The sequence below is a fragment of the Corynebacterium sphenisci DSM 44792 genome (assembly GCF_001941505.1).
Classification (GTDB): Bacteria; Actinomycetota; Actinomycetes; order Mycobacteriales; family Mycobacteriaceae; genus Corynebacterium; species Corynebacterium sphenisci.
Genome location: NZ_CP009248.1, coordinates 337,610 through 361,537, shown reverse-complemented (window position 1 = coordinate 361,537; position 23,928 = coordinate 337,610). Strand labels below are relative to the sequence as shown.

Genomic DNA, 23,928 nt, shown 5'->3' with positions numbered 1-23,928 from the left:
GATGACCCGGCCCCGGCGGCGAACGGCGTTGCCCGGGGGCCGGCCGGCCGCCCCCGGACGGGGCCCCGCCCCGGGCGCGCAGGGCGCCGCCGGGCCCGGTCCGGTTCGGGGGCGGGCCCCGGACGGGGGCGGCCGCCCCGATCAGGGTAGGCTCAACTCGCCCGCGCCGCCCGGCGCGGACGTCATCGGGAGAAAGGGCCGCCATGCCGCAGGCCGCCGGACCGTACGCCGCACTGCCCGGGGAGTTCGCCAACCCGGACCTGCCCCGGGAGCGCACCGACGCCGACGCGGCGTTCCGCGCCGCCGGGGCTCCCCCGGTGCCCCCGCTGGCCGGGGAATACCACCTGGCCCGGATCGAGGACGACAGCCCGCATATCGCCACCGTCGCGGAGTGGATGAACCGCCCGCATCTGGCGCGGGCCTGGGAGTTCGCCAACCCGGAATCCTGGTGGGCCCGGCGGATCCGGGCGCAGAACGCGGGCACCTACTCGGTGCCGGTGCTGCTCACCATCGCCGGTGAACCGGCCGCCTACCTGGAGCTGTACCGGCCGGGCCGGGATGTGGTGGGCCTGACCTACCGGGCCCGCCCGCATGACATCGGGGTGCACATCGGCTTCGGGGATCCGGCCGCCACCGGCCATGGCCGGGCGGGGCTGATGCTGGCCACCGGGCTGACCCAGGCGATGGAGATGGAGCCCGAGTTCGAGCGGGTGGTCTTCGACCCGGACTGGCGCAACCGGGCGGCCCGGAAGGTGGCCCTGCGCGCGGGCAGCTTCGACGGCGGCTGGCACCGGCTGCCCGGGCGCACCTTCCACCTGCTGATCCTGCGCAAGGACCCGGGGGAGATCCCGGAGGTGCGCCCGGCTCTGCTCCTCGAGGCCACCCCCGGGGAGGCCCCCGCACCCCTCGGGGGCTGACCCGGCCGCGGCCGGCCGCGGCCGGGCGCGGCCTAGGGCCGCAGCCCGGCGAGGAAGGCGGCGACCTGGGCGGCGCCGTCCTCCCCGACCAGTCCGGCGTGGTCGAGGTCCAGCCGGGTCGCGTGCACCGCGGTGATCCCGGGCTCCCCCCGCCAGGCGGCGATGGGGTCCCAGCCGTCCGCGGCCGGGGCGCCCGGGGAGGGCCGGGTGGCCGCCACCACGGCGACCTCCCCCTCGTAGCGCACCGGGGTCGCGGTGCGCAGCAGCCGCCCGCAGTAGAGCAGGTTGCCGGCGATGTCCACCCCGGCGGCGGCCGCCCGGGCCGCCGCCGCGGGCGGGATCCCGGCCACCGCGGCGATCTCCGCGGCGGGCAGTTCGCCGGCCTCCGCGGCGGCCAGCCGCTCGCGCAGCTCCGCATCGGGTTCGCCCACCCCCGGCCCGTGCCCGCAGGGGTAGGCGTCGAGCACCCCGAGGAAATCCACCTCGGCGCCGGCGGCCTGCAGCCGGGCGGCCATGGCGTGGGCCACCTGGCCGCCGAAGGAGTAGCCGAGCAGCCGGTAGGGCCCCTCGGGCAGTTCCCGGCGCAGCGCCTCGACGTAGCGCTCGGCCAGGCCCGCCAGGTCGGGGACCTCCGGCCGGGGGGCGGGCAGCGAGATCCCGGCCACCGGGGTGGGCCAGGGCAGTGTCGCGGCCAGCGGGGTGAAGGGCAGCGCCACCCCGCCGGCGGGGTGCACGCACACCAGGGGCGCGCCGAAGCCGCCGCGCAGCGGGGCGAGCAGCCGGGCGCCGGCGCCATCGCCGCCGAGCCGGGCGGCGATCTCCCGGGGGGAGCCGCCCTCGACGATCTGCACCACGGTGAGCTCCGGCAGCCTCGGCCGCAGCCGGCCGAGCAGCCGCATCGCGGCCAGGGAGTCGCCGCCGATGGTGAAGAAGTTGTCGCCCGCCGCGACCGGCCGGCCGAGCAGCCCGGCCATCGCCTCGGCGATGGTGTCCGCGATCGCCCCCCGATCCGGCTCCCCCGCCGCGGCGTCCGCGGTCGGGGCGGCCTCCGCGACCGGGGCGGCCGGGGCGGGTTCGGGGGCGGCGCCGGGGGTGGCCACCTCGGGGTCGCCGAGCAGCGGGCCCGTCGGGGCGGCCGGATCGGCGACCAGGGCGGTCAGCGCCCGGGCGAGCCGGCCGGCCAGGGCCACCGCCACCCGCGGGGAGATCAGCTCCGGCTCATGGGCCACGCCCAGGCCGGCGTCCTCGCCGGGCGGGGCGACCACCGCGAGGGGCACCTCCGCCCGGCCGGAGGTGAGCACCCGGCCCACCCGGGGCGATTCGGCGGCCGGGTCGGCGTCCGGGTCCCCGTCCGCCACCGGGTGGTTGTCGTGCACCACCACCGAGTCGAACAGCGGGCCCACCCCGCCGGCGGCCTCCGCCTCGGGCAGCGCGGTGGCCTGCAGCCCGGCCAGCTCCCGGCCCATCCCGGCGGCGTCCGCGGCGAGCTCCGCCAGGGTCGCCGCGGGGTCGACCCGCAGCCGCATCGGCAGGGTGGTGATGAACATGCCCACGGTGGCCTCCACCCCGGGCAGCGCCGGGTCCCGGCCGGCGAGGGTGACCCCGAAGACCACGTCGCGCAGGCCCAGCGCCCCGGCCAGGGCCACCGCCCAGGCGGCCTGCACCAGGGTCGCCGGGGTCAGGCCCAGCTCCCGGGCCCGCTCCGGCAGCGCCGCGGCGGTGGCCGCCGGCAGCGGCACCGGCAGCACCGTGGCGGTGCCCGCCGGGGCGGCCTCGGCGATCCGGGCGGCCACCTCCGCCCGGTCCGGCGCGTCGGCCGGCCAGTCCAGGTCCGCCAGCGCCGCGGGCGCCTCCCCCGCCTCCGGCGGGGCGGCGACGCTGAGCAGGGTGCCCCCGGGCAGGTCGGCGAGCAGCCGGGACCAGCGGGCCCGGTCCGCCGCGGCGTCCCGGGCGGCGATCCGGGCGACGTGGTCGGCGAAGTCCGCCGGCCGCGCCGGCTGCGGGTCCCGGCCGTGGTAGAGCTCCAGCAGATCGCGCAGCAGCACCGGGGTGGACCAGCCGTCGGTGAGCAGATGGTGGTTGCCCAGCACCAGCCGGGAGCGTTCCCCGGGCAGCAGCACCAGGGTGGCCGCCAGCAGCGGCGGGGCGGTGACGTCGATGTCCCGGGCGGCGTAGTCGCGCTGCACCGCCGCGGCGGCGGCCAGGCCGGCCTCCTCGGGCAGGTCCCGCAGGTCCAGGGTGCGCCAGGGCGGCGCCGCCCGCCGCGGGATGAGGTGCAGCGGCCCGCCGGGGGCCTCCGGGTCGAAGCCGGCGCGCAGCACCGGGTGCCGGCGCATGAGCGCCGCGAAGGCGGCGCGCAGCCGCCCCGGGTCCACGGGCCCGTGCAGGTCGATCCCGGCGGCGACCACGTAGCCGCCGCCGGGGCCGGCGGCGGTGCGCCGGGCGAGCAGCGCCCGCTGCATGGGGGTGGTGCCGAAGGCGTCGGCCAGCGGGCCCAGCCGGGCCTCGTGGGCGTCGATCCGGTCCTGGTCGAGCAGCCCGCGCAGATCCGCCGGGGAGGCCCCGGGGCACAGCCGGGCGGCGGCGGCCAGGACGCCCAGGGACCGCGCCACCGCCTCCGCCAGGGCGCGGGCCGGCTCCGGGTCGAGCCCGGCGACGAGTACCCGGCCGGTGGGCCGGGCCGCGCCGGGCCCCGGCAGCACCACCGTGATCCGGGCCATCCCGGCCGGCCCGGGGGCCTCGGCCACCGGTTCGTCGATGACCTCCACCGTCACCGCCGCGGGCCCGGCGTCCCCGGGGCCGGCGAGCAGCCGCTCCTTGGTGTCCAGCAGCACCCGCCGGGCCCGGTCCGGGTCATCGGCCCGGGCGGTCGGCGCCGGCTCCGCCGCGGGCAGCACCCGGGGCGCGGCCAGCGCGCCGAGCACCCCGGCCGCCCACGGCGGGCGCACCGCCACCTGCACCGGGTGCGCCCCGGCCAGCCGGGCCGCGGCGGCGCAGCAGGCCCGCGGATCGCAGCGGTAGGCCTCGGCGATGGGGCCGCCGGCGGCCGCGGCGGCGGCCACCGCCGGGGGCAGCTCGACCGCCGCCACCGCCCCGGCGCCCCCGCCGTCGCCGCCGGCCGCCGGATCGGGCCGCCGCGGGGCCGCGCCGGCGGCGGCCACCGCGGCACCGCGCCAGGTCGGCCGCGCGTCCACCGGATCCACCGCCGCACCGGCGACCAGCCGGGCGCGCAGCCGGCGCAGCAGCATGGCGAAGGACTCCGCGTCGAGGGCGGCGGGGTGCGCGGCCACCGCGATCCGGCGCCCGTCGGCGGCGCGGGCCAGCCGCCACATCCGGCCCCGCCCCGGGTCCACCCCGGCCCGGGCGAGGGCGAGCAGTTCCCCCGGGCCCGCCCCGGCGGGGGCCTGGTCCACGCAGCCGGCGCCGATCCGCTCCGCCGCGGCGGCCGGGGTGCGCGGCACCAGCAGCTCCCCGGGCGCCCCGGCGGGGCCGGCGGCGATAGCGCGCAGCGCCCCGTAGGAGGCGACGAGGTCCCCGGCGGCGGCGGCCAGCGCCCGGGCGGGCACCGGCCGGTCCGGCTCCACCAGGGTGGTCCAACATCCGCCGGCGCCGACGCGCGCCGGGTCGGCCGGCACCCGGCCCAGGGGCCCGGCGGCGCCGGGGCCCGGGTCCGCACCGGCCGCGGCGCCGGGGCCGGGCAGCCGGGCGGCGAGCTCGGCCAGGGGGGCGGGACCCAGCAGCTCCGCGGCGTCCAGCCGGCGCCCGGCGCGGGCGCAGGCCGCGGCCACCCGCAGGGCGGCGATGGAGTCCCCGCCGCCGGAGATGAAGTCCAGGTCCAGGCGCACCCGGTCCGGGTCGACGCCGAGCACCGCGCCGATTTCCGCGGCGAGGAAGCGCCCCGCCTCATCCCGCGGCCCGGCGGCGGGGTCCCCGGCCGCGGCGGCGACCAGGGCGGCCACCGCCCGCCGGTCCGTTTTGCCCTGGGCGGTCACCGGCAGCCGGTCCACCACCGCGATCCCGCCGGGCACCAGCCAGGCCGGGGCGTGGCGGGCGAGGTCCGCGGTCACCCGGCGGGCCAGCGCGGCCGCCGCCGCGGGCGCGGCATCGGCCGGATCCGCCGGGCGCACCGCGGCGACGAGGCGGGTCGCCCCGCCGGCGGCGTCCGCGGCCGCGGCGGCGTCGGCGACCCCGGGCGCGCCGCGCAGCAGCGCCTCCACCTCGCCGGGCTCCACCCGGTGCCCGCGCACCTCCAGCTGGTCGTCCAGGCGGCCGCCGAAGACCCAGCCGCGGCCCGGCTCCCGGCGCACCCGGTCCCCGGTGCGGTAGGCGGGCGCCGCCGCCCCGCCGGCGGTCTCCAGGACGCCGAAGGCGGCGGCGTCCGCGCCGAGGTAGCCGGCGGCGATCTGCGGCCCGGCGAGCACCAGCTCCCCCCACTCCCCCGGCGGCACCTCCGCCCCGTCGAGGTCCACCGCCGCCGCGGTCATCCCGGGCACCGGCTCGCCCAGGTGCACCGGGCCGGGGCGGACCCGGGCGGCGAGCGCGTCCACGGTGGCCTCGGTGGGCCCGTAGAGGTTCCAGGCGGCGACCCCGGCGGCGGCCAGCCGGTCCCACAGGTCCTGCGGCATCGGCTCCCCGCCGCAGAGGATCGCGGCCAGGTCCGGGCAGCGCTCCAGCAGGCCCAGCTCCAGCAGCGGGGCGAGCAGCGAGGGGGTGGCGTCGAGGATCCCGATCCCGGCGGCGGCGAGCCGGCCGGCGCAGGCGGCGGGGGCGAGCAGCAGCGCCTCGGGCAGCAGGTGCACCCGGGCCCCGGCGAAGAGCCAGGCGAGCTGGTCGATGGCGGCGTCGAAGTGCAGCGGGGCGGTGTGCCCCACCGCGGGCGCCGTCCCGGCGGGCAGGGCGGCGAGCACCTCGGGGTGCAGTCCGGCGGCGTGCCCGGCGAGCAGCGCGGCCAGCGCCCGGTGCGGCACCCGCACCCCCTTCGGGGTGCCCGTGGACCCGGAGGTGAACATCAGGTAGGCGATCTCCTCCGGATCCGGGTCCGGCCAGTCCCGGGGCCCGGCGGCCGCCGGGTCCGGGTGCCGCGCCCCGGCCAGGGCGGCGTCGTCGAGGACCAGCGCCGGGTCGGCGGCGGCGAGCACCGCGTCGGTGCGCGCGCCCCCGCCCGGGTCGGCGACCACCGCGGTGCGCCCGGCGTGCAGGCAGGCCAGCAGGGCGATCACCTGCTCCGCGGAGCGCCGGGCGGTCACCGCGACCACCGCCCCCCGCGGTGCGCCGGCGCGCACCCGGCGGGCCAGGGCGCGCACCGCGGCGAGCAGCTCCGCCGCGCTCATCCGCAGCTCCGCCCCGGAGCCGTCGGCGGCCTCGACGACCAGGGCGGCGCGCCCCGGGTCGCCCCCGGCGAGGGCGTCGATCCGCTCCGCCGCCGAGGGCGCCGGCGAACCGGCCGGCTTACCCGGCGCCGCGGCCCGCCACCGGGCCCCGGTCCCGGCGCCGAGGGCGCCCACCGGGGCCGCCGGGTCGGCGCAGGCGCCGTCCAGGATCGCCCGGATCCGGTCCAGCCGGCCGGCCGCCAGCTCCGGCGGGGTGTTGCGGGGATCGTGCTCGAAGGCCAGGTCCACGGAACCGTCCGGGGCCGGGGCGACCACCAGCACCAGATCCTCGGGCGGGCCGCCGGCGACGTTGCGCAGCCGGGCGGCCGGGCCGCCGAAGTCGAAGCGGGCGTCGAAGGCCTTCACGTTGGCGCCCATCCCGTGCAGCAGCGCCGCGGCCTCCGGGCGGCCGGCGGCCCGGGCCAGCGCGGAGCCGGGGAAGCGGCTGTGCGGGCGGATCGCGGCCAGTTCCGCCCGGATCGCCGCGGCGAGCTCCACCAGGGGCGCCTCCGGGTCCACCGGCACCGTCAGCGGCAGCATGTTCACCAGCATCAGCGGGGTGCGCAGCGCCGCCGGGGTGGTGCGCGCCAGCATCGGCATCGCGATGGTCACCTCCGGTTGCCCGGTGATCCGGCGCAGCAGCGCCGCATGGGCGGCGAGCACCAGGTCGGTCCAGCCCACCCGGTGCGCCCGGGCGAGCTCGGTGAGCCGCCCCCGGGCCGCGGGGTCGAGGGTGCGCACCGTGGTCATCGCCGCGGCCCCGTCGCCGACCTGGTCCTCCCGGCCGGCGGCGACCGGCGCCGCGGCCAGCCGGCCCACCCAGAACCGCCGGTCCGCGGCATGCTCGGCGCCGGCGGCGTAGGCCCGGTCGGCGGCGACCAGGTCGGCGATCGGCGCGAACCGGGGCGGCCGCGGGGCGGTGCCGGCGACCAGGGCCCGGTGGTGCTCGGCGATCCGGCGGGTGAGCAGATGCGCGGAGTAGCCGTCCACGGCGACGTGGTGGTAGAGCTGCACGCACCACAGCTCGTCCTCGGCCAGCCGGAGCAGCCGGTACCGGCTCAGCGGCACCCCGGCCAGGTCCGCGGTGGCCTCGGCGAGCCCGGCGCGTTCGGCGTCCACCACCGCCGCGGCCAGCGCCCGCGGGTCCGGGGCCGCGCGCAGGTCCACCGGCTCCGGGGCCGGGGGCGGCTCCGGGGCGACCTCCTGGGTCCACGCCCCGTCCCGCTCGCGCAGCCGCAGCCGGAGCACCTCCGCCTCCGCGGCGGTGGCCGCCACCGCGGCGGCCACCCGGTCCGGGTCGATCCCGGCCCCGGTGAGCTCCAGGACCTCGCCGACGATGTAGTGGCCGGGGTGCCCGGCCAGCCCGCAGGCGTCCACGATGGCCTGCTGGGCGGCGGTCAGCGGCAGCGCCACGGCATCGGGGCGGACGGTGTGCTCGGGGTGCTGCGCCATCGGGTGCGGGCCCTCTCCTTCGGGGGCGCCGCGGCCGGCGCGGCGCGGTTCCGGCGCCCCCGGCGGACGCCGGCGGCGACTGCTTAGGCTACCATCCCGGCATTAGGCGACCCTGCCCGACCGCGGGCCGAGGAAAGGATGATCGCGATGGCCGATCTCATCGACGAGGTGCGCGCCCGGGTGGCGGCGCTGCTGGATCTGGATCCCGGGGAGGTGGCCGAGGACGCGCATCTGCCGGACCTGGGCCTGGACTCGGTGCAGCTGATGGAGATCGAGACCATGCTGCGCGACGCCGGGGCGGACGTGGACGTCGCCGATCTCGCCGAGGAGCAGACCCTGGCCGCCTGGCGGGCGCTGCTCGCCCACTGAGCCGGCCCGGGTCAGGGCAGCCGGGCCCGGTCCAGTTTGCCGTTGGCGCCCAGGGGCAGCTCCGGCAGCCGGACCAGCTCCGCGGGCACCATGTACCCGGGCACCCGCTCGGCCATCGCGGCCAGCAGGGCGGCGTCCTCGCCGGCGGAGTCGTCGACCACCACGTAGCCGACCAGCCGGCGGGCGGCGTCGCCGCGCACCGCGGCCGCGGCGGCGCGCACCCCGTCCAGGGCGCGCAGCACCGCCTCCACCTCGCCGAGCTCCACCCGGTGCCCGCGGATCTTCACCTGGTCCCCGATCCGGCCGAGGAACTGCAGCTGGCCGCGGTCGTTCCAGCGCACCAGGTCCCCGGTGCGGTACATCCGGCCGCCGTCCCACTCCGGGTTCGGGGAGGCCACGAAGGCCTCCGCGGTGAGCTCGGGGCGGCGGAAGTAGCCCAGGGCGAGCTGCTCCCCGGCCAGGTGCAACTGCCCGGGCTCGCCATCGGGCACCTCCGCATCGTCCTCGTCGAGCACGTAGCAGACCACGTTGTCCTCCGGGTAGCCGATGAGGTGATCGCCCTCGCGCAGCTCCACCCCCTCGCCGAACTCGATCCAGGTCACGTCCATCGCCGCCTCGGAGGGCCCGTAGAGCCCCCACACCCGGCAGCCGATCTCCTCCCGGGCCCGGGCCACCAGGTCCGCGGGCACCGCCTCCCCGCCGAGGATCAGCTCCCGGATCCCGGCGAAGACGGTCGCCGGCATGCCCAGCCCGTCGAGCACGTCGAAGATCACCCGCAGCAGGCTGGGCACCAGGGACAGCACGGTCACCCGGTGCTCGAGCACCATGCGCAGGAAGGTCTCCAGGTCATCGGTGCGCCAGTCCGCCGGGGGCGCCACCACGGTGCCGCCGGTGGCCAGCGGGATGAGGATCTCGCCGACGCCCACGTCGAAGCCCACCGGGGCCTTCTGCAGGGCGCGCACCTCCCCGGAGTCCATCGCCCGGGCCATGGTCTGCAGATGGGCGGCCACCGCCCGGTGCCCGTTGACCACGCCCTTGGGCCGGCCGGTGGTGCCGGAGGTGTAGATGAGGTACACCGGGTCGTCCCCGGCCGGGTCGGCGCCGAAATCGCCCTCGGCCACCGGGCCGGCGGCGTCGGCGTCGAGGCGGGCGAGCACCGCCGGGTCGGCGGCGTCGAGCACCGGCACCGCGATCCCCTCCGGGGCGGCGGCCCCGCCGACCAGCACCACCGCCGCCGGGTCCGCGTCGGCGCAGATGAACCGGATCCGCTCGGCCGGGTAGTCCGCGTCCACCGGCACGTACACCCCGCCGGCGAGGATCAGGCCCACCGCCAGCTCGCACAGTTCCGGGCAGCGCCGGGCGAGCACCACCACCCGGTCGCCGGGGCGCACCCCGGAGGCGGCCAGCCAGCGGGCCACCGCCCCGGTGCGCGCGGCGAAGCCGGCGTAGGTCAGCCGCACCCCGTCGCCGACCACCGCCTCCCGGTCCGGGTGCGCCGCGGCGGCGGACCGGAACATCGCGGCGACGTTGCCGGGCGCCACCGGGTAGGAGGGGCCCCGGCGGCGGTCGTCATGGGCCACCCCGCCATGGACGGCGGGGTCGGCGGGGGTGGGCGCGGCGCTCATCGGCGGGGCTCTCCTCGGGGTCGTCGGGGCGGCGCCGGGCGGCGCCGCCGCCGGGGATCTGGCGTTTGGCTTCCCTCAGCATGCGTGCGTTGGCTATCGTAGCCCCCGGTTCCACCGATTCCGCACCCCCGACCCCCGCCGTCCACCCGAAGGATCCGCCCGCCCGATGAGCTCCCCCGCCGCCCCCGCCCCGGCCGAGCCGGCCGCCGCCGGGGCCCCGCCCGCCGGCGCGGCCCGCGGCCGCCGCCTGGTCGGGCTGGTGCTGCTGCTGGCGGCCACCGCCGCGGTCGCCGCGGCCTCGATGGCCTTCGGCGCCCGGGACATCCCGCTGCCGGAGGTGGCCCGCGCGCTGCCCGAGGTGTGGGCGGCGGTGACCGGCGCGGCGGCGGACCCGGCGGATCCGACGGTGCGGGTGCTCGCCGGGCTGCGCTTCCCGCGCACCCTGGTCGGCCTGGTCGTCGGCTCCTGCCTGGGCGTGGCCGGGGGGCTCATCCAGGGCCACACCCGCAATCCGCTGGCCGATCCCGGCATCATCGGGATCTCCGCCGGTGCGGCGCTGGCGGTGGTGGTGGGCTTCGCCTTCTTCGGGGTGGTCGCCCCGATGACCACCGCGGTGAGCGCCTTCGCCGGCGCGATCGCGGCCACCGCCCTGGTGTTCGGGTTGACCTCGGTGGGCGCCGGCCGGAGCAACCCGCTGATGCTGATCATCGCCGGGGCGGCGCTGACCGCGGTGCTCACCGCCTGCACCACCGCCCTGGTGCTCACCAGCGAGGCGAACCTGGACCGGATGCGCTTCTGGACGGTGGGCTCGCTCACCGGCCGCGACCTGTCGGTGTTCTTCGCCGCGCTGCCCTTCGCCCTGGTCGGCATCGCCGCGGCCTTCGCCACCGCGCCCACCCTCAACGCGCTGAACCTGGGCGATGACGTCGCCGGGGCGCTGGGCATCGACGTGGCCCGGGCCCGGGCGATCGGGATGGGGCTGATCGCGATCCTGGCGGGGGCGGCGACCGCCGCGGCCGGCCCGATCGGCTTCGTCGGCCTGGTGGTGCCGCATCTGGTGCGGCCCGTCACCGGCCCGGATCACCGCTGGCTGCTGCCGTATGCGGCCCTGGCCGGGGCGACCCTGACCCTGGGCGCGGACGTGGTCGGCCGGCTGGTGCTGCCCTCCGGGGAGCTGCAGGTGGGCATCGTGCTCGCCCTGGTCGGCGCGCCGTTCTTCCTGTACCTGCTGCAGCGCGACAAGGTGGTGCGGCTGTGAGCGCCCCGACCCGCCGCGACCCCGCGGCGCTGTCCGCCCCGGTGGCGGTGGGCCCCTTCCGGGTGCCGCGGCGGCCCCGCAACCTGCTGGCCTGCCTGGCCCTGGCCGCGGCGGCCTTCGCCCTCTTCGTCGCCTCCCTGGCCCTGGGCGACTACCCCCTGGGCCCCGGGGAGGTGCTGCGCATCCTCTTCGTCCGGGCCACCCCGGTGGAGTTCCACATCATCTTCGGCTGGCGGATGCCGCGGGCCCTGGCCGGGCTGGCCGTGGGCATGGCCCTCGGCGTGGCCGGGGCGATCACCCAGTCCATCGCCCGCAACCCGCTGGCCAGCCCGGATGTGCTGGGCATCACCTCGGGGGCGTCGGCCTTCGCGGTGACCGTGATCGGCTTCGCCGGCTTCGGCGGGGTCGCCGCCACCCTCGGCGGGTTCGGGGTGCCGCTGGCGGCGCTGGCCGGGGCGGCGGCGACCACGGTGCTGGTGTACCTGCTGGCCTGGCGGCGCGGCAGCGACCCGTTCCGGCTGGTGCTCACCGGGGTGATCGTCACCGCCCTGTTCCAGGCCTACATCCAGTGGCTGATCACCTCCGCGGAGATCCGCGACGCCGCCCAGGCCCAGTTCTGGCTCACCGGCTCCCTGGCCGGGGCCACCTGGTCGCGCACCGTGCCCGCGCTGCTCATCGTGGCGCTGCTCGCCCCGGCGATCCCGCTGCTCTCGCACCGGCTGCGCCCGCTGCCGCTGACCGATGACGCCGCCGCCGCGCTCGGCGCGGATCTGCTGCGCTCCCGGCGGGCGCTGCTCGGCGTGGCGATCGCGCTGGCCGCGCTGGCGGTGGCCGCCGCCGGGCCGATCGGCTTCGTCTCCTTCGTCGCCCCGCAGCTGGCGCTGCGCCTGGCCGGGGCGGCCACCCCGCCGCTGACCGCCTCCGCGCTCACCGGGGCGGTGCTGCTCACCGGCGCGGACCTGTTCTCCCGGGTGGTGCTGCCCGCGGAGCTGCCGGTGGGCCTGGTCACCGCCGCCTTCGGCGGCGTGTTCCTCATCGCCCTGCTCGTGAAACTCAACAGGAGGCCCGGATGACCGGCACCGATTCCCGCACCGAGCGCACTACCGCGGAACGGTCCCCCGGGGCCGCCCCGGCGCTGGCCGCCGCCGGACTGCACGCCGGCTACGGCGGGGCGCCGGTGCTCGCCGGCCTGGACGTGACCATCCCGGCCGGGGCGGTGACCTCGGTCATCGGCCCCAACGGGTGCGGCAAATCCACCCTGCTGCGCTGCCTGGCCGGGCTGCTGGATCCGATGTCCGGGGAGGTGGCGGTGGCCGGCCGGCCGATCGGCGGCTACCGGCGGCGGGAGCTGGCCCGGCATATCGCCGTGCTGCCGCAGATGCCCACCGCCCCGGAGGGGATGCTGGTCGGCGATCTGGTGGCCCTGGGCCGGCATCCGCACCAGTCCTGGCTGCGCCAGTGGACCGCCGACGACGCCGGCCGGGTGGGCCGGGCCCTGGAGCTGACCAACGTCGCCGGTTACGCGGACCGGCCGCTGGACTCGCTGTCCGGGGGGCAGCGGCAGCGCGCCTGGCTGGCCATGGCCCTGGCCCAGGACGCGGAGGTGCTGCTGCTCGACGAGCCGACCACCTACCTGGACATCGCGCACGCGATCGACATCCTCAACCTGGTCGCGGGCCTGCCCGGGCGCACCGGCACCACGGTGGCGATGGTGCTGCACGATCTGAACCTGGCGATCCGCTACTCGGATCATCTGGTGGTGCTCGGCGAGGGCGCGGTCGCCGCGGTCGGCGCCCCGGAGGAGGTGATCACCGCGGAGCTGCTCGCCGAGGTATTCCGGCTCTCCGCGGTGGTGGTGGAGGATCCGCAGACCGGCGGGCCGCTGGTGGTGCCCACCGCGCCCCCGGCGCGCTGAGCCCGCCGGCTCAGCCGGCGCCGGCCCCGCCGAGTTCCGCGGCGAGGCGCTCGCGCAGCTCCCGGCGGGAGATCTTGCCCACCCCGGTGGTGGGCAGCGCCTCGCGCTGCACCACCCGGTCCGGCACCTTGTAGGCGGCCACCCCGCGGGCGCGCACGAAGGCGCGCACCTCGGCGGGGTCCAGCTCCCGGTCGGCGACCAGCACCGCGCAGGACTTCTCGCCCAGGCCCGGGTCCGGCACCGCGACCACCACCGCGTCGAGGATCCCCGGATGGGCGATCAGGTGGTTCTCCACCTCCTCGGCGGCGAACTTCTCCCCGCCCCGGTTGACCTGGTCCTTCACCCGGCCCTCGACCACCAGGTGGCCGCCGGGCAGCCGGCGCACCACGTCCCCGCTGGCGTAGAAGCCCTCCTCGTCGAAGGAGCCCGGGTCCGCCCCGCCGAGGTAGCCGCGGATGGTGTACGGCCCGCGGGTGGTCAGCCGCCCCGGCTCCCCCTCGGCGACCTCGGCGCCGTCCTCGTCGAGGATCCGGATCTCGTCGGCGGCGGAGATCGGCCGGCCCTGGGTGGTCAGCGCCAGCTCCGGGGGATCGGTGTCCCGGGTGTAGTTCACCAGCCCCTCGGCCATGCCGAAGACCTGCTGCAGCCGGCAGCCGAAGGCGGCGGTGAGCCGGCGGGCGGCGGATTCGGTGAACTTCGCCCCGCCGACCTGGATCACCCGCAGGCTGGACACGTCCGCCCCGGAGCCGTCCAGGGCGGCGATCCAGGCCATCGCCAGCGGCGGCACCAGGGCCACGTCGGTGACCCGGTGCCGCTCCACCAGCTCCAGGCAGCGCCGCGGGGAGGTCGTGGGGGCCAGGATCACCTCCCCGCCGGCCCAGAGCACCCCGAGGATGCCCGGGGAGCTCATCGTGAAATTGTGCGCCGCGGGCAGCACCGCCAGCATCCGGGTGCCGGGCCCGCAGCCGCAGATCCCCGCCGAGGCGCGGATCGAGTAGTGGTAGGCGGCGTGGGTGCGCGGGATGAGCTTCGGGGTGCCGGTGGTGCCCCCGGAGAGCTGGATGAGCGCCAGGTCCTCCGGGTCCGCCGGCGCCGGGGGCCCGGCGGCGGCCGCGGCGGCGGCCCGCGCCGCCGGGTCGGCGAGGTCCGCCAGGTCCGCGAGCCGGGCGTGCCCGCCGCCGTCGGCGTCGACGACCACGGTCACCGGGGCCTCCGCCCCGGCGGCGCGGGCGTCCGCGATGAGCTCGTCGGCGAGGCCCCGGTGGTCGCAGCCGGCGACCCGGCCGGCGGTGACGTAGCCGCGGGCCCGGGCGATCCGGCGGAACTGGGTGAGCTCGCTGCGCCGGTGCGCGGGCAGCGCGAACACCGGGATCGCCCCGATCCGGAACAGCCCGAGCACCACCGCCACGTACTCCACGATGTTCGGCAGCTGCACGATCACCGCGTCCCCGGCGCCGATCCCGGCCCGGGCCAGGCCCGCCCCGGTCGCCGCGGCGGCCTCGGCGAGCTCGGCGTGGCTCCAGGTCACCGGCGCCCCGGCGTGGTCCACCCCGGACACCGCGGGGGCGGCGCCGTGCACGTGCGCGCCCCGGTCGGCGAAATCGGCGAAGACGTCCCCGGTCCAGTACCCGGCGGCGCGGTAGCGGGCCGCGAACTCCTCCGGGTAGGCGGGCCCGTCGAGCAGCGGATGCGGGCTCATGGGGTGCACCCCCCGTCGGCGACCAGCACCTGGCCGGTGATCTGGCGGGCGGCGTCGGAGAGCAGGAAGGCCGCGGCGGCGGCGATGTCGCCGGGGTCGGCGATCCGGCCCAGCGGGATGCCCAGCCGGTACCGGGCGGGGTCCCCGGCCACCGCCGCGGCCGCCGCGTCCGGGCCGCCGAAGGCGGCCTGCATGGGGGTGTCGGTGGCCCCGGGGGCCACCACGTTGACCCGGATGCCCTCGGCGCCCCATTCCAGGGCGGCGACCCGGGCGAGCATATGCGCCGCCGCCTTGGAGGCGCTGTAGGCGCCCATCCCGACCCGGGGGGTGCTCCCGGCGTTGGAGCCGATCACCACCACCGAGCCGCCGCCGGCGGCGGCCAGGTGCGGGTGCAGGGCGGCCAGGGTGGCCGCGACCCCGCCGGCGTTGACCGCCAGGGCGCGGGCCAGCTCCGCCGGGTCCGCCTCGGCGAGCCCGCCCAGGGCGAGCACCCCGGCGCAGTGCACCGCCCCGGTGAACCCGCCGAGCTCCCCGGCGGCGTCCAGGGCGGCGGCCACGGCACCGGGTTCGGCGACGTCGGCGACGGCGGTGCGGCAGGCCCCGGCCTCGATCGCGGCGGCGATCGGGGCCTCGTCGGCGAGCCGCGCCACGGCGGCGGCGTCGCGGTCCAGCAGCAGCAGCCGGTGCCGTCCGATCAGGGCCAGGGCGGTGGCCCGGCCGATCCCGGAGGCGGCGCCGGTGATCAGGGTGGCGCTCATGCCGGCGCCCCCGCCCCGAGGGCCGGCGCGGTCTCGGCCTCGGCGGCCAGTCCGGTGAGCACCCGGTCGGACAGGGCGCCCAGGCAGCTGAGGTTGGCGAATCCGGGGCCCTGCCGGAATCCGGCGAGGGCGGGCAGGAACAGCCGGGGCCGCATCCCGGCGACGGAGAGATCCCGGTCGATGACCTGCTCCACCGCCTCGGGGGAGGTTCCGCCGGCGGCGTCGGCGAGGGCCTCCCGGGCGGCGGGGGTGAAGTAGCGCAGGAACCACAGCGGCGGGTTGCCGCGGGCGTCGACGACGTAGTCCACCCGGATCACGGAGTCCTCCGCGACCGGTCCGCCGCCCTCGCCGGGGCGGGCCCGGGCGACCATCAGCTGCACCCCGTCCGGTTCCGGCACCGCGGTGCGCACCCATCCGGTGACGTGGTCGAAGCGCAGATCGGATTCGATGGCGGTCATCATCGCCGCGGAGTACACCCCCCGGTCGGTGCGGCGCAGGATGTCCCGGCGGTGCGCCGCGGACAGCGCGGTCCACCGCTCCGGCTCGGAGTACAGGCGGTTCTCGAAGCGGTTCTCCCCGCGGGTGAAGATCGCCGGGTCCGGGGAGATCACGGTCACCCCGGCGGCGCCGACCCGCAGCAGCTGCGCCACCGTGTTCGCCGACCCCTCGCCGCTGCCGATCACGGCGACCTCGGCGCCGCCGAAGACCGGCTCCATGTGGGTCACCGACCAGAAGGAGGCCTGGGAGTACACCCGGGGCGCCATCGCGATCACGGTGGACGCCGGGCCGGGTCCGGTGGGCAGCAGCGCCCGGGCCCGGTGCACCCGCTCCACCCCGTCGGCGCCGCGGGCGGTGACCGCCCAGCCCGCCCCCGATTCGGCCACCCCGGCGCGGATCACCCGGCCGATGCGCACCTGCGCCCCGGCCCGGTCGGCGACCCAGCGCAGGTAGCGGGCCCAGGTGGCGTGGGTGGGGGCGGGCCGGCCGCGGTCCACCCAGGCGGCGTAGTCCCCGGCGGCGATGAGGAACCGGGTCCAGCTCCACTGCGCCAGGTGCCCGTCCACCGCGGCGGAGGCCGCCCCGGCGCCGGCGGTGGCGTAGGGGAAGCCGACGTCCTTCTCCGGGGCGGTGCCCAGCAGCAGGTTGCCGTTGGTCCAGCCCCCGGGGCGCTCCCAGTGCGCGCCGACGGAGCGGGCCTCCAGGATCCGGATCCGGGGCGCGGGCAGGCCCGTGGCGCGCAGCGCGGCGGCGCGGGCGGCCAGCGCCACCGCCTTCGGTCCGGCGCCGATGACGAGCAGGTCGACGGGATCCCCGTCGGCGGCGGTGGTGGTGGCGGGGTCGGCCGGGGCGGACCCGGCGGCGCTATCGGTCACCCTGGTCACCCTATCCGAGGTGAGGCTTGCCCTACAACAGGGTGCTCGCGAGGGTCGCGGACGGGCCCCGACCGGAGCCGATCTGCGCTATGTTCTGCCTTATCTGAATGAGTGAGCGTTGGGAAAGGCGACGATGGCGGTTTCGAGCAGGACCACGGACATTTACCCGATCAGCCTCCGCGAGCTGGAGGTGCTGCGGGTGGAGGATCTCACCCCGGGGATGCGCCGGATCATCTTCGGCGGGCCCGGGCTGGGCGCGGTCACCATCGACGGGGTGCCGATGCCGGCGCTGGTCAGCGACGGCTTCGACGATGACATGCGCCTGATCTTCCCGGACCCGGAGACCGGGGCCCGGCCCTATCCCCCGCCGGTGGGCGACGGCTCCCTGGACTGGACCGCGGAGGTCAACGAGCTGTTCCGGGTGTACACGGTGCGCTGGTTCGACCCGGGCGCCGGGGCGCACGGGGAGCTGGCCGTGGACTTCGTGGTGCACCCCGGCGGCCTGGCCGCGGAGTGGGCGCTGGCCGCCGAACCCGGGGACGCGGTGTGGGCGGCCGGGCCGAAGGCCTGCCGGAGCCTGCCGGTGCACCGGGACTGGCTGCTGCTGCTCGGCGACGAGACCGCGCTGCCGGCGATCGGCCGGGCCCTGGCGGAACTGCCCGCGGGCTACCCCTGCCGGGCGGTGGTGGAGGTCGCCGAGGCCGGGCACGTGCAGGAGCTGGACTCCCCCGGCGCGGCGGAGGTGACCTGGGCCGTGCGCGAGCGGGGGGAGTCCCTGGCGGCGGCCGCCGGGGCGCTGGACTGGCCGGCCGGGGACCCCTACGTGTGGGTGGCCGGGGAGGCCGGCAAGCTCAAGCCGCTGCGCAAGCTGGTCAAGGAGCGGGGGGTGGACCGGGCGGACGTGGAGTTCACCGGCTACTGGCGGGAGACCGCCGCCCCGGCCGCGGCCGGCGGGGCGGGCGGCGCCGCGCCGTGGGCCGACTCCAGCTTCTCCGCGCTGCAGCGGCTGCACGATCTCGCCGACGTCGCCCCCGGGTTCGCGATCCGCGCCGGGGTGGCCCTCGGCGTCTTCGCCGCCGTCGACGATCTCGACGAGCCCACCCTGGGCGCGGTCGCCGGGGCCTGCGGGGTGGCCCCGGATCCGCTGCTGCGGCTGCTGCGCTACCTCGCCTCCCTCGACGCGATCACCCTCGGCGAGGCGCCCGGCGCGGATCCGGCGGCGACCCCGGTGGGGCTGGGCCCGATCGGCGCGGAGCTCACCGACCCGGGCTCCTTCGCGGTGCGCACCCTCTCCGGGGCGGGCTGGGACCGGCTGATGGGCCTGGTGAACCTGGAGGCGGCGCTGCGCGGCGGCGCCCCGGTACCGGTGGGCGCCACCGGGCGGACCTGGGCGGAGCATCTCGAGGCGCACCCGGAGGTGGCCCGGGACGTCTCCGACCTGGCCATGATGCGGGCGATGTGGGTGGCCCCGGCGGTGCCGGAGACGCTGCCGGAGCCGGTGCGCGCCGGGGAGGCAACGGTGGCCGTGGCCGGCCCGGGGGCGGCAGTCTACGCCTCGGAGATCGCCCGGCTGGCCCCCGCGGCCCAGGTGCGGCTGCTCGGCGACGGCGATGCCGCGGCGGCCGCGGCCGCCGGGGAGCGGGTCACCGCGGTGGCCTGGTCCCCGGGGCAGCCGGCCGGCGCGGGGCATGCCCTGGTGATCGATCCCTTCGGCGTCACCGGCGACGCGGCCGGCCTACTCGGCGGGCTGGGCTGCCCGGTCACCGTGATCACCAAGCTGCTGGAACCCACCGGCCGGGCGGAGGACCACGACTACGCCGAGGACCTGGCCCGGCTCGCCCTGGAGGGCACCCGCAGCCCCGCCCCCGCGGATCTGGACGCCGCCGCCGCGGCCGCCGGCCTGACCGTGGCGGGGTCCCGCCCGGTGGGCTGGGGGGTGATGCTCGCCGAACTGCGCCCGGCCTGACCCGGCCGAGGCACGCGCCCCACCCCCCCGGCATGCCCCGGCCGGCGCCAGCCCCGCCCGGCCAGCCGCACCGAAAGGAACCCCATGACAGGCAGCGCCGCCGGCGCGGACATCACCGTCGCCGGCCTGGTCAAGCATTTCGGGGAGGTCCGCGCCCTCGACGGGGTGGACTTCCGGGTGGACTCCGGCACCGTGCTGGGGCTGCTCGGCCCCAACGGCTCCGGGAAGACCACCATCGTGTCCATCCTGTCCACCCTGGTGCGCCCGGACGCCGGGGAGATCCGGATCGCCGGCCGGGACCCGGTGGCGGATCCGGGGGGCGTGCGCGAGGTGATCTCGCTGACCGGGCAGTACGCCGCCCTCGACGAGCGGCAGACGGTCCGGGAGAACCTGGTGCTCTTCGGCCGGCTCACCGGACTGGACAAGGCCCGGGCGAGGGCGCGGGCCCCGGAGATGGCGGAGATGCTGGATCTGGGCGGGTTCCTGGACCGGCCCACCGGGTCGCTGTCCGGGGGGATGCGCCGCCGCGCGGACATCGCCGCGGCGCTGGTCACCCGGCCCCGGGTGCTCTTCCTCGATGAGCCGACCACCGGCCTGGACCCGCGCAGCCGGGCGGCGGTGTGGGATGCGGTGCGGGCGCTGCGCGGCGCCGGGGTGACCGTGCTGCTCACCACCCAGTACCTGGAGGAGGCGGATCAGCTCGCGGACCGGATCGTGATGCTCGGCGGCGGCCGGGTGGTCGCCGAGGGCACCCCGGTGCAGCTGAAGGAGGCCACCGGGGAGCGGATCGTGGAGATCCGGGCCGCGGCGGCGGATCCGGCCCCGCTGCTGGACCTGCTCCCCGGGGCGCATCTCGCCGAGGGCGGCCGGGTGCGGGTGCCCGCTCCGCGGGGCACCGCGGATCTCGCCGGGATCGCCGCCCGGGTCGCCGACTCCGGGATCGCGGTGCACGACATCGGGCTGCGCCAGCCCACCCTGGACGAGGTCTTCCTGCAGCTCACCGGGGAACCGGCCGCGCCCGCCGGGGACGCGGCCGCGGGGGAGGCGGGCTGATGGGCGCGGACCTGTTCCCCGCGGACGTGGCCCGCCGGCCGGTGGGCTGGGCGGCCGCCTGGCCGCCGCTGGCCCGCGGCGCCACCGGCCGCGGCATCCGGGAGGGCGATCTGGTGGGCGCGACCCTCGCCCCGGTGCTGTTCTTCCTGTGCTTCCACCTGCCGCTGCACGAGTCGATGCCGGACTACGCGGACTTCCTGCTGCCGGTGGTGCTGGTGCAGTCCGCGATCTTCGCCGCGATCCTGGCGGCCCAGAACGCGGGCTCCGATGCGGGCGCCGCGGTGCAGGACCGGCTGCTCTCGCTGCCCATCCCGCGGCTCGCCCCGGCGGTGGGCCGATTGTCCGCGATGGGCCTGCGCGCCGCGGTGTCGGTGGCCTCCGGGCTGGGCCTGGCCACGCTCTTCGGTTTCGGCTTCGCCGGCGGCGCCGGGGCCACCGCGGCCTTCCTGCTCACCCCGGTGCTGCTCGCCCTGGTGCTGTCCATGCTCACCGACGCCCTGGGCCAGGTGGTCCGGGACCGCGACACCGTGGGCCAGTTCCTCATGATCCCGCAGCTGCTGCTGGTGATGATGTCCACCGGGGTGGTGCCGGAGGCCGGCTTCCCGGAGTGGATCCGGCCCTTCGTGCGCAATCAGCCGGTCTCCCAGTACGTGGCCGTGATGCGCGGCTGGCGCGCCGGGGATCCGGTGGAGCCGCTGCCCGCGGTCCTGTGGACCCTGGCGCTGGCGGCGGCCGGGGTGGCCGCCCTGGTGGCGGCCGGCCGACGGGAGGCCCGGCGATGAACGCGGGCTTCCCCGAGGATCGGCGGGCGGTGGCCCTGGCGCCGGCCGTGGCCGCGTTGGCCGGGGCGCTGCTGCGCTCCTGGTCCCGCAATGCGCCGATGGCGGTGCAGGCCGTGGTCTTCCCCGCCTTCCTGCTCTTCGTCTTCGACACCGTGCTCGGCGCCACCGTCTCCCGGATGGGCGGCGGGGACTCCATCGAGGGCACCGCGGCGCTCATCGCCCTGGTCTCGGTGATGCAGGGTTCCCTGGTCGCCGCGGTGTTCGTCACCCGGGACCGGGACTCCGGGCTGCTGGACCGGCAGTGGACGCTGCCGCTGCCGCGCGGGGCCTACCTGGGCTCCCGGGTGCTCGCCGAGTTCCTCCGCGGCCTGGCCTCCACGGTGGTGCTGCTGCTGGTGGCGGTGGCCCTGGGCCTGCGCTTCGGCGGTGGCCCGGTCCCGCTCATCGCCGCGGTGACCCTGGCCGCGGGATTCGGCGTGGCCTGCTCCATGTTCGTGCTCGCCCTGTCCGCGCGCACCGACGAGAAGACGGTGCTCATGGTCTTCGGCGCGGTGTTCCTGCTGGCGCTGTTCTTCAACACCGGCTTCGCCCCCGCGGATGCCTACCCGGGCTGGCTGCGCCCGGTGGTGGAGCACCAGCCGATGTCGCCGGCGATCGAGGCGATGCGCGCCTTCTTCCGCGGTGAGGTCGACGGCGCCGCCACGGCCACCGCGGTGGCCTGGTGCGCCGGGCTGATCCTGATCTTCGGCTGGTGGGCGAACCGCTCCCTGGCCTCGGTGATCGGCGCCCGCCGCTGAGGCGCCCGCCCCTCCCCTCCCCCGACTCCGCCCCACCCGCAGCCGGCCGGCCCGCATCCCCCGATCCCGACACCCCGAGGAGCATCCGATGGCATCCCCGACCCCGCGGGAGACCCGCGACCCCGTGCGCCGGCCCTGGACGGTGGGCGCGATCTGCGCCGCCGCGGTGGCCTTCGACGGCTATGACGTGGTGGTCTACGGCGCCACCCTGACCTCCCTGCGCGAGGAGTGGGGCCTCACCCCGGGCCAGGCCGGCCTGGTCGGCTCCGCGGCCCTGGCCGGCATGCTCGCCGGGGCGCTGGCGGTGGGCGCGGTCTCCGCCCGGCTGGGCCGGCGGCGCACCTTCATCGCCGCGGTGGCCTGGTTCTCCGCGCTGATGGTCGCCTGCGCGGCGGCGCCCTCGGCGATGGTCTTCACCGCGCTGCGGGTCGCCGCCGGGGTGGGCCTGGGCGCGGTGCTGCCGCTGGCCGCGGCGATGACCGTGGAGCACGCCCCGGCGGCCCGCCGCAACCTCGCCTACGTCGCCATGCAGACCGGATTCCCGGTGGGCGGGTTGGCCGCCGCCCTCACCGCGATGGCGGTGCTGCCCGATCGGTCCTGGCATCTGCTCTACCTGGTGGCCGGGCTGCCGCTGCTCACCGTGGTGCCGGCGGCCCTGGCCGGGCTGCCGGAGTCGGCGGAGGAGCCCGCCGCCGGGGCCCGGGGCCGGGCCGGGCTGGCGCTGCTCTTCGCCCCGGGCACCCGGGCGGCGACGCTGCTGTTCTGGGCGATGAGCTTCTGCTCGCTGCTCTTCGTCTACGGGGCGAACACCTGGCTGCCGGCGCTGATGCACGACGCCGGGGCCACGGTGACCCGCTCCCTGGGCTTCCTGCTGAGCTTCAACGCCGGGGCGGTGCTCGGCGGGCTGCTCGCCGGGGCGGCCGCGGACCGGTGGGGGTCCCGGCCGGTGGTGGCGGCGTCCTTCCTGCTCGGCGCGGCGGGGGTGGCCGCCTTCGCCTACGCCGACTCCCCGGCGGCGCTGCTCGCCCTGGCCGCGCTCACCGGCTACGGGGCGGTGGCCACGCAGACCCTGATCAACGGCTGGGTGACCCGGCACTACCCCGCGGCGGCGCGCACCACCGGCATCGGCTGGTCGCTGGGCGTGGGCCGGCTGGGCGCCATCGCCGGCCCGGCGGTGACCGGGTTCATCGTCGCCGCCACCGGCGGCGGGCGGGCGGCCTTCCTGCTCTTCGCCGCCCTGGCGGTGCTCGGGGCCGGTTTCGCCGCGGCGGTCACCGCCCGGCCGCACACCGGCTGAGCCCCGGACACGGCGAAACCCCGCCCCCACCATGCGGTGGGTGCGGGGTTGTCGCGTGTCGCCGGCGGTGGCCGGAAGCCGTTTAGCGCAGGCCGTTGGCGACGATCTTGCCCATGGCGATCTCGCCCTTGACGGTCGGGTGGTTCGGCATCGGGCCCATCTCCGGGTCCTGGAAGCCGACGACCCAGCGGTCATTCGGGTTCGGGTTGCAGGAGCCGTGGCCGATGGTGGCCTCGTAGACGTCGATGAAGTTCAGGCCGTTGGCCTCCGCGGCGTGCTTGATGTTGTCGCGGAAGGCCTCCTGGACCTTGGTGCCGCCCGGGGCCGGGATCGGGTTCACCGTGCCGCCGACGTTGACCAGGCAGAGCTTGTCGTCGGTGGCGTACTCCGGGTAGGACAGCAGCGTGACGCGGGCGCCCGGGGCGGCCTGGGCGACGCGGTCCCGGATGTCCTTGACCAGGTTGCGGAACAGGGTCTCGTTGGGCACCGGCTGGCCGGTGAACTCGCCGGCCACGTCCACCCACTGCAGGGCGTCCATGCCGCCGTACATGAGCACCACGTCCTGGGTGCCCGGGCCGATGTCGCCGTAGGCGATGGCGGACTCCAGGTAGGCCTTCATCTGGACCAGCGGGGCGCCGCCGGTGCCGTTGCAGGACCAGTCGCCGATGGACTTGCCCAGCTCCTTGGCCGCGATCTTGGGCCAGTTCTCCATGTCGGTGGCGCAGTTGGCGACCCAGGGGGTCTGCCCGGCCTCCAGGCCGCGGGGGCCGCCCTTGCCGGCGTTGGCGGTGAAGGAGTCGCCGAAGGCGACGATCTCCTTGGCGCCGCCCGCGGCGGGGGCGGTGATCCCGGGCAGGCCGGGGATGTCCATGCCGGGGGCCGGGGCACCCGGGGCGGGGGCCGGCGCCGGGGCGCCGGGGGCGGGCATCGGGAACTCGGGCAGGGCGGGCTGCGCGGCGGCGGCGCCCGCGCCCAGGCCGAGGCCCAGGACGGTTGCGGCGGCCACGGCGGCGGTGCGCATCGTGGTGGTAAACGGCTTCATAGTTAAACGAGAATCGTCCACCCCCGGACCGTTGTCAAGTCGAAACATGGGAAAGGCGTGCCGCCCTCCCCCATCAAACCCCCACGACAACCACCCCAGGCGCCACTCCAGACCCTCCCGTTACGGTTGCACCGGCCCCTCCGGAGCAGGTTTATAACGGTTGGATAACCCCTTTGACCAGGAAGCGACGCCCGCGGCGCACCCGCCGCACCCCCTCGCGGAGACCCGCGGCGACCGGGCCGACCGGCACGCGCCG

The 23,928-nt window shown here is 78.1% G+C and carries 16 protein-coding genes; 10 read left to right on the top strand and 6 right to left on the bottom strand.

Annotation, left to right across the window (positions count from 1 at the left end):
- Positions 1 to 203 precede the first annotated feature (203 nt).
- Positions 204 to 917 carry a GNAT family N-acetyltransferase gene (locus tag CSPHI_RS01630; protein ID WP_075691202.1) on the top strand — a complete coding sequence of 238 codons (714 nt, stop codon included), beginning with the start codon at positions 204 to 206 and terminating at the stop codon, positions 915 to 917.
- A 32-nt stretch (positions 918 to 949) separates the two neighbouring features.
- Here CSPHI_RS01630 and CSPHI_RS01625 read toward each other — a convergent pair whose 3' ends face one another.
- A complete protein-coding gene (locus CSPHI_RS01625; protein WP_075691201.1) occupies positions 950 to 7,738 on the bottom strand; it encodes a condensation domain-containing protein in 6,789 nt (2,262 codons plus the stop codon).
- Between the two features lie 147 nt (positions 7,739 to 7,885).
- Between CSPHI_RS01625 and CSPHI_RS01620 the strand changes: the two genes are divergently transcribed.
- A complete protein-coding gene (locus CSPHI_RS01620; RefSeq protein WP_084210177.1) occupies positions 7,886 to 8,107 on the top strand; it encodes a phosphopantetheine-binding protein in 222 nt (73 codons plus the stop codon).
- Between the two features lie 11 nt (positions 8,108 to 8,118).
- On the opposite strand, the gene CSPHI_RS01615 is transcribed toward CSPHI_RS01620, so the two are convergent.
- Positions 8,119 to 9,732, bottom strand: a complete 1,614-nt coding sequence (locus tag CSPHI_RS01615) for an amino acid adenylation domain-containing protein (protein ID WP_075691199.1) — start codon at positions 9,730 to 9,732, stop codon at positions 8,119 to 8,121.
- A gap of 166 nt (positions 9,733 to 9,898) precedes the next feature.
- On the opposite strand from CSPHI_RS01615, the gene CSPHI_RS01610 reads away from it, so the two are divergent.
- From CSPHI_RS01610 to CSPHI_RS01600, 3 genes are read left to right on the top strand one after another with little or no spacing between them, the layout of a single operon-like run.
- The gene (locus CSPHI_RS01610; protein WP_084210176.1) at positions 9,899 to 10,990 is read left to right on the top strand and encodes a FecCD family ABC transporter permease; all 1,092 of its coding nucleotides are present in this window, start codon (positions 9,899 to 9,901) and stop codon (positions 10,988 to 10,990) included.
- The gene (locus CSPHI_RS01605; RefSeq protein WP_075691198.1) at positions 10,987 to 12,063 is read left to right on the top strand and encodes a FecCD family ABC transporter permease; all 1,077 of its coding nucleotides are present in this window, start codon (positions 10,987 to 10,989) and stop codon (positions 12,061 to 12,063) included. The genes CSPHI_RS01610 and CSPHI_RS01605 overlap by 4 nt, the downstream gene beginning before the upstream one ends.
- Positions 12,060 to 12,905, top strand: a complete 846-nt coding sequence (locus tag CSPHI_RS01600; protein WP_075691197.1) for an ABC transporter ATP-binding protein — start codon at positions 12,060 to 12,062, stop codon at positions 12,903 to 12,905. Before CSPHI_RS01605 ends, CSPHI_RS01600 begins: the two co-directional genes overlap by 4 nt.
- A 10-nt stretch (positions 12,906 to 12,915) precedes the next feature.
- Here the strand turns inward: CSPHI_RS01600 and CSPHI_RS01595 are convergent, their stop codons facing one another.
- The 3 genes from CSPHI_RS01595 to CSPHI_RS01585 are packed head-to-tail and all read right to left on the bottom strand — an operon-like array spanning position 12,916 to position 16,735.
- Complete coding sequence (locus CSPHI_RS01595; protein ID WP_075691196.1) at positions 12,916 to 14,604, bottom strand: (2,3-dihydroxybenzoyl)adenylate synthase; 1,689 nt, start codon at positions 14,602 to 14,604, stop codon at positions 12,916 to 12,918.
- Positions 14,601 to 15,362 carry an SDR family oxidoreductase gene (locus CSPHI_RS01590; protein WP_075691195.1) on the bottom strand — a complete coding sequence of 254 codons (762 nt, stop codon included), beginning with the start codon at positions 15,360 to 15,362 and terminating at the stop codon, positions 14,601 to 14,603. The genes CSPHI_RS01595 and CSPHI_RS01590 overlap by 4 nt, the downstream gene beginning before the upstream one ends.
- Positions 15,359 to 16,735 (bottom strand): SidA/IucD/PvdA family monooxygenase, encoded by a 1,377-nt coding sequence (locus CSPHI_RS01585; protein WP_169840387.1) that lies wholly within the window; start codon positions 16,733 to 16,735, stop codon positions 15,359 to 15,361. The genes CSPHI_RS01590 and CSPHI_RS01585 overlap by 4 nt, the downstream gene beginning before the upstream one ends.
- 133 nt (positions 16,736 to 16,868) lie before the next feature.
- Between CSPHI_RS01585 and CSPHI_RS01580 the strand changes: the two genes are divergently transcribed.
- The 5 genes from CSPHI_RS01580 to CSPHI_RS01560 all read left to right on the top strand — a co-directional run bounded on the left by CSPHI_RS01580 (position 16,869) and on the right by CSPHI_RS01560 (position 22,630).
- A complete protein-coding gene (locus CSPHI_RS01580) occupies positions 16,869 to 18,701 on the top strand; it encodes a siderophore-interacting protein (protein ID WP_075691194.1) in 1,833 nt (610 codons plus the stop codon).
- An 84-nt stretch (positions 18,702 to 18,785) separates the two neighbouring features.
- Positions 18,786 to 19,754, top strand: coding sequence for an ATP-binding cassette domain-containing protein (locus CSPHI_RS01575; protein ID WP_075691193.1), 969 nt, complete (start codon positions 18,786 to 18,788; stop codon positions 19,752 to 19,754).
- Entirely contained in the window at positions 19,754 to 20,536 is a 783-nt protein-coding gene (locus CSPHI_RS01570; protein WP_084210174.1) for an ABC transporter permease, read from the top strand. The genes CSPHI_RS01575 and CSPHI_RS01570 overlap by 1 nt, the downstream gene beginning before the upstream one ends.
- Positions 20,533 to 21,333 (top strand): ABC transporter permease, encoded by an 801-nt coding sequence (locus tag CSPHI_RS01565; protein ID WP_075691192.1) that lies wholly within the window; start codon positions 20,533 to 20,535, stop codon positions 21,331 to 21,333. Before CSPHI_RS01570 ends, CSPHI_RS01565 begins: the two co-directional genes overlap by 4 nt.
- An 88-nt stretch (positions 21,334 to 21,421) precedes the next feature.
- Entirely contained in the window at positions 21,422 to 22,630 is a 1,209-nt protein-coding gene (locus CSPHI_RS01560) for an MFS transporter (protein ID WP_075691191.1), read from the top strand.
- Positions 22,631 to 22,712: 82 nt separating this feature from the next.
- On the opposite strand, the gene CSPHI_RS01555 is transcribed toward CSPHI_RS01560, so the two are convergent.
- Entirely contained in the window at positions 22,713 to 23,672 is a 960-nt protein-coding gene (locus tag CSPHI_RS01555; protein WP_075691190.1) for a GDSL-type esterase/lipase family protein, read from the bottom strand.
- Positions 23,673 to 23,928 lie beyond the last annotated feature (256 nt).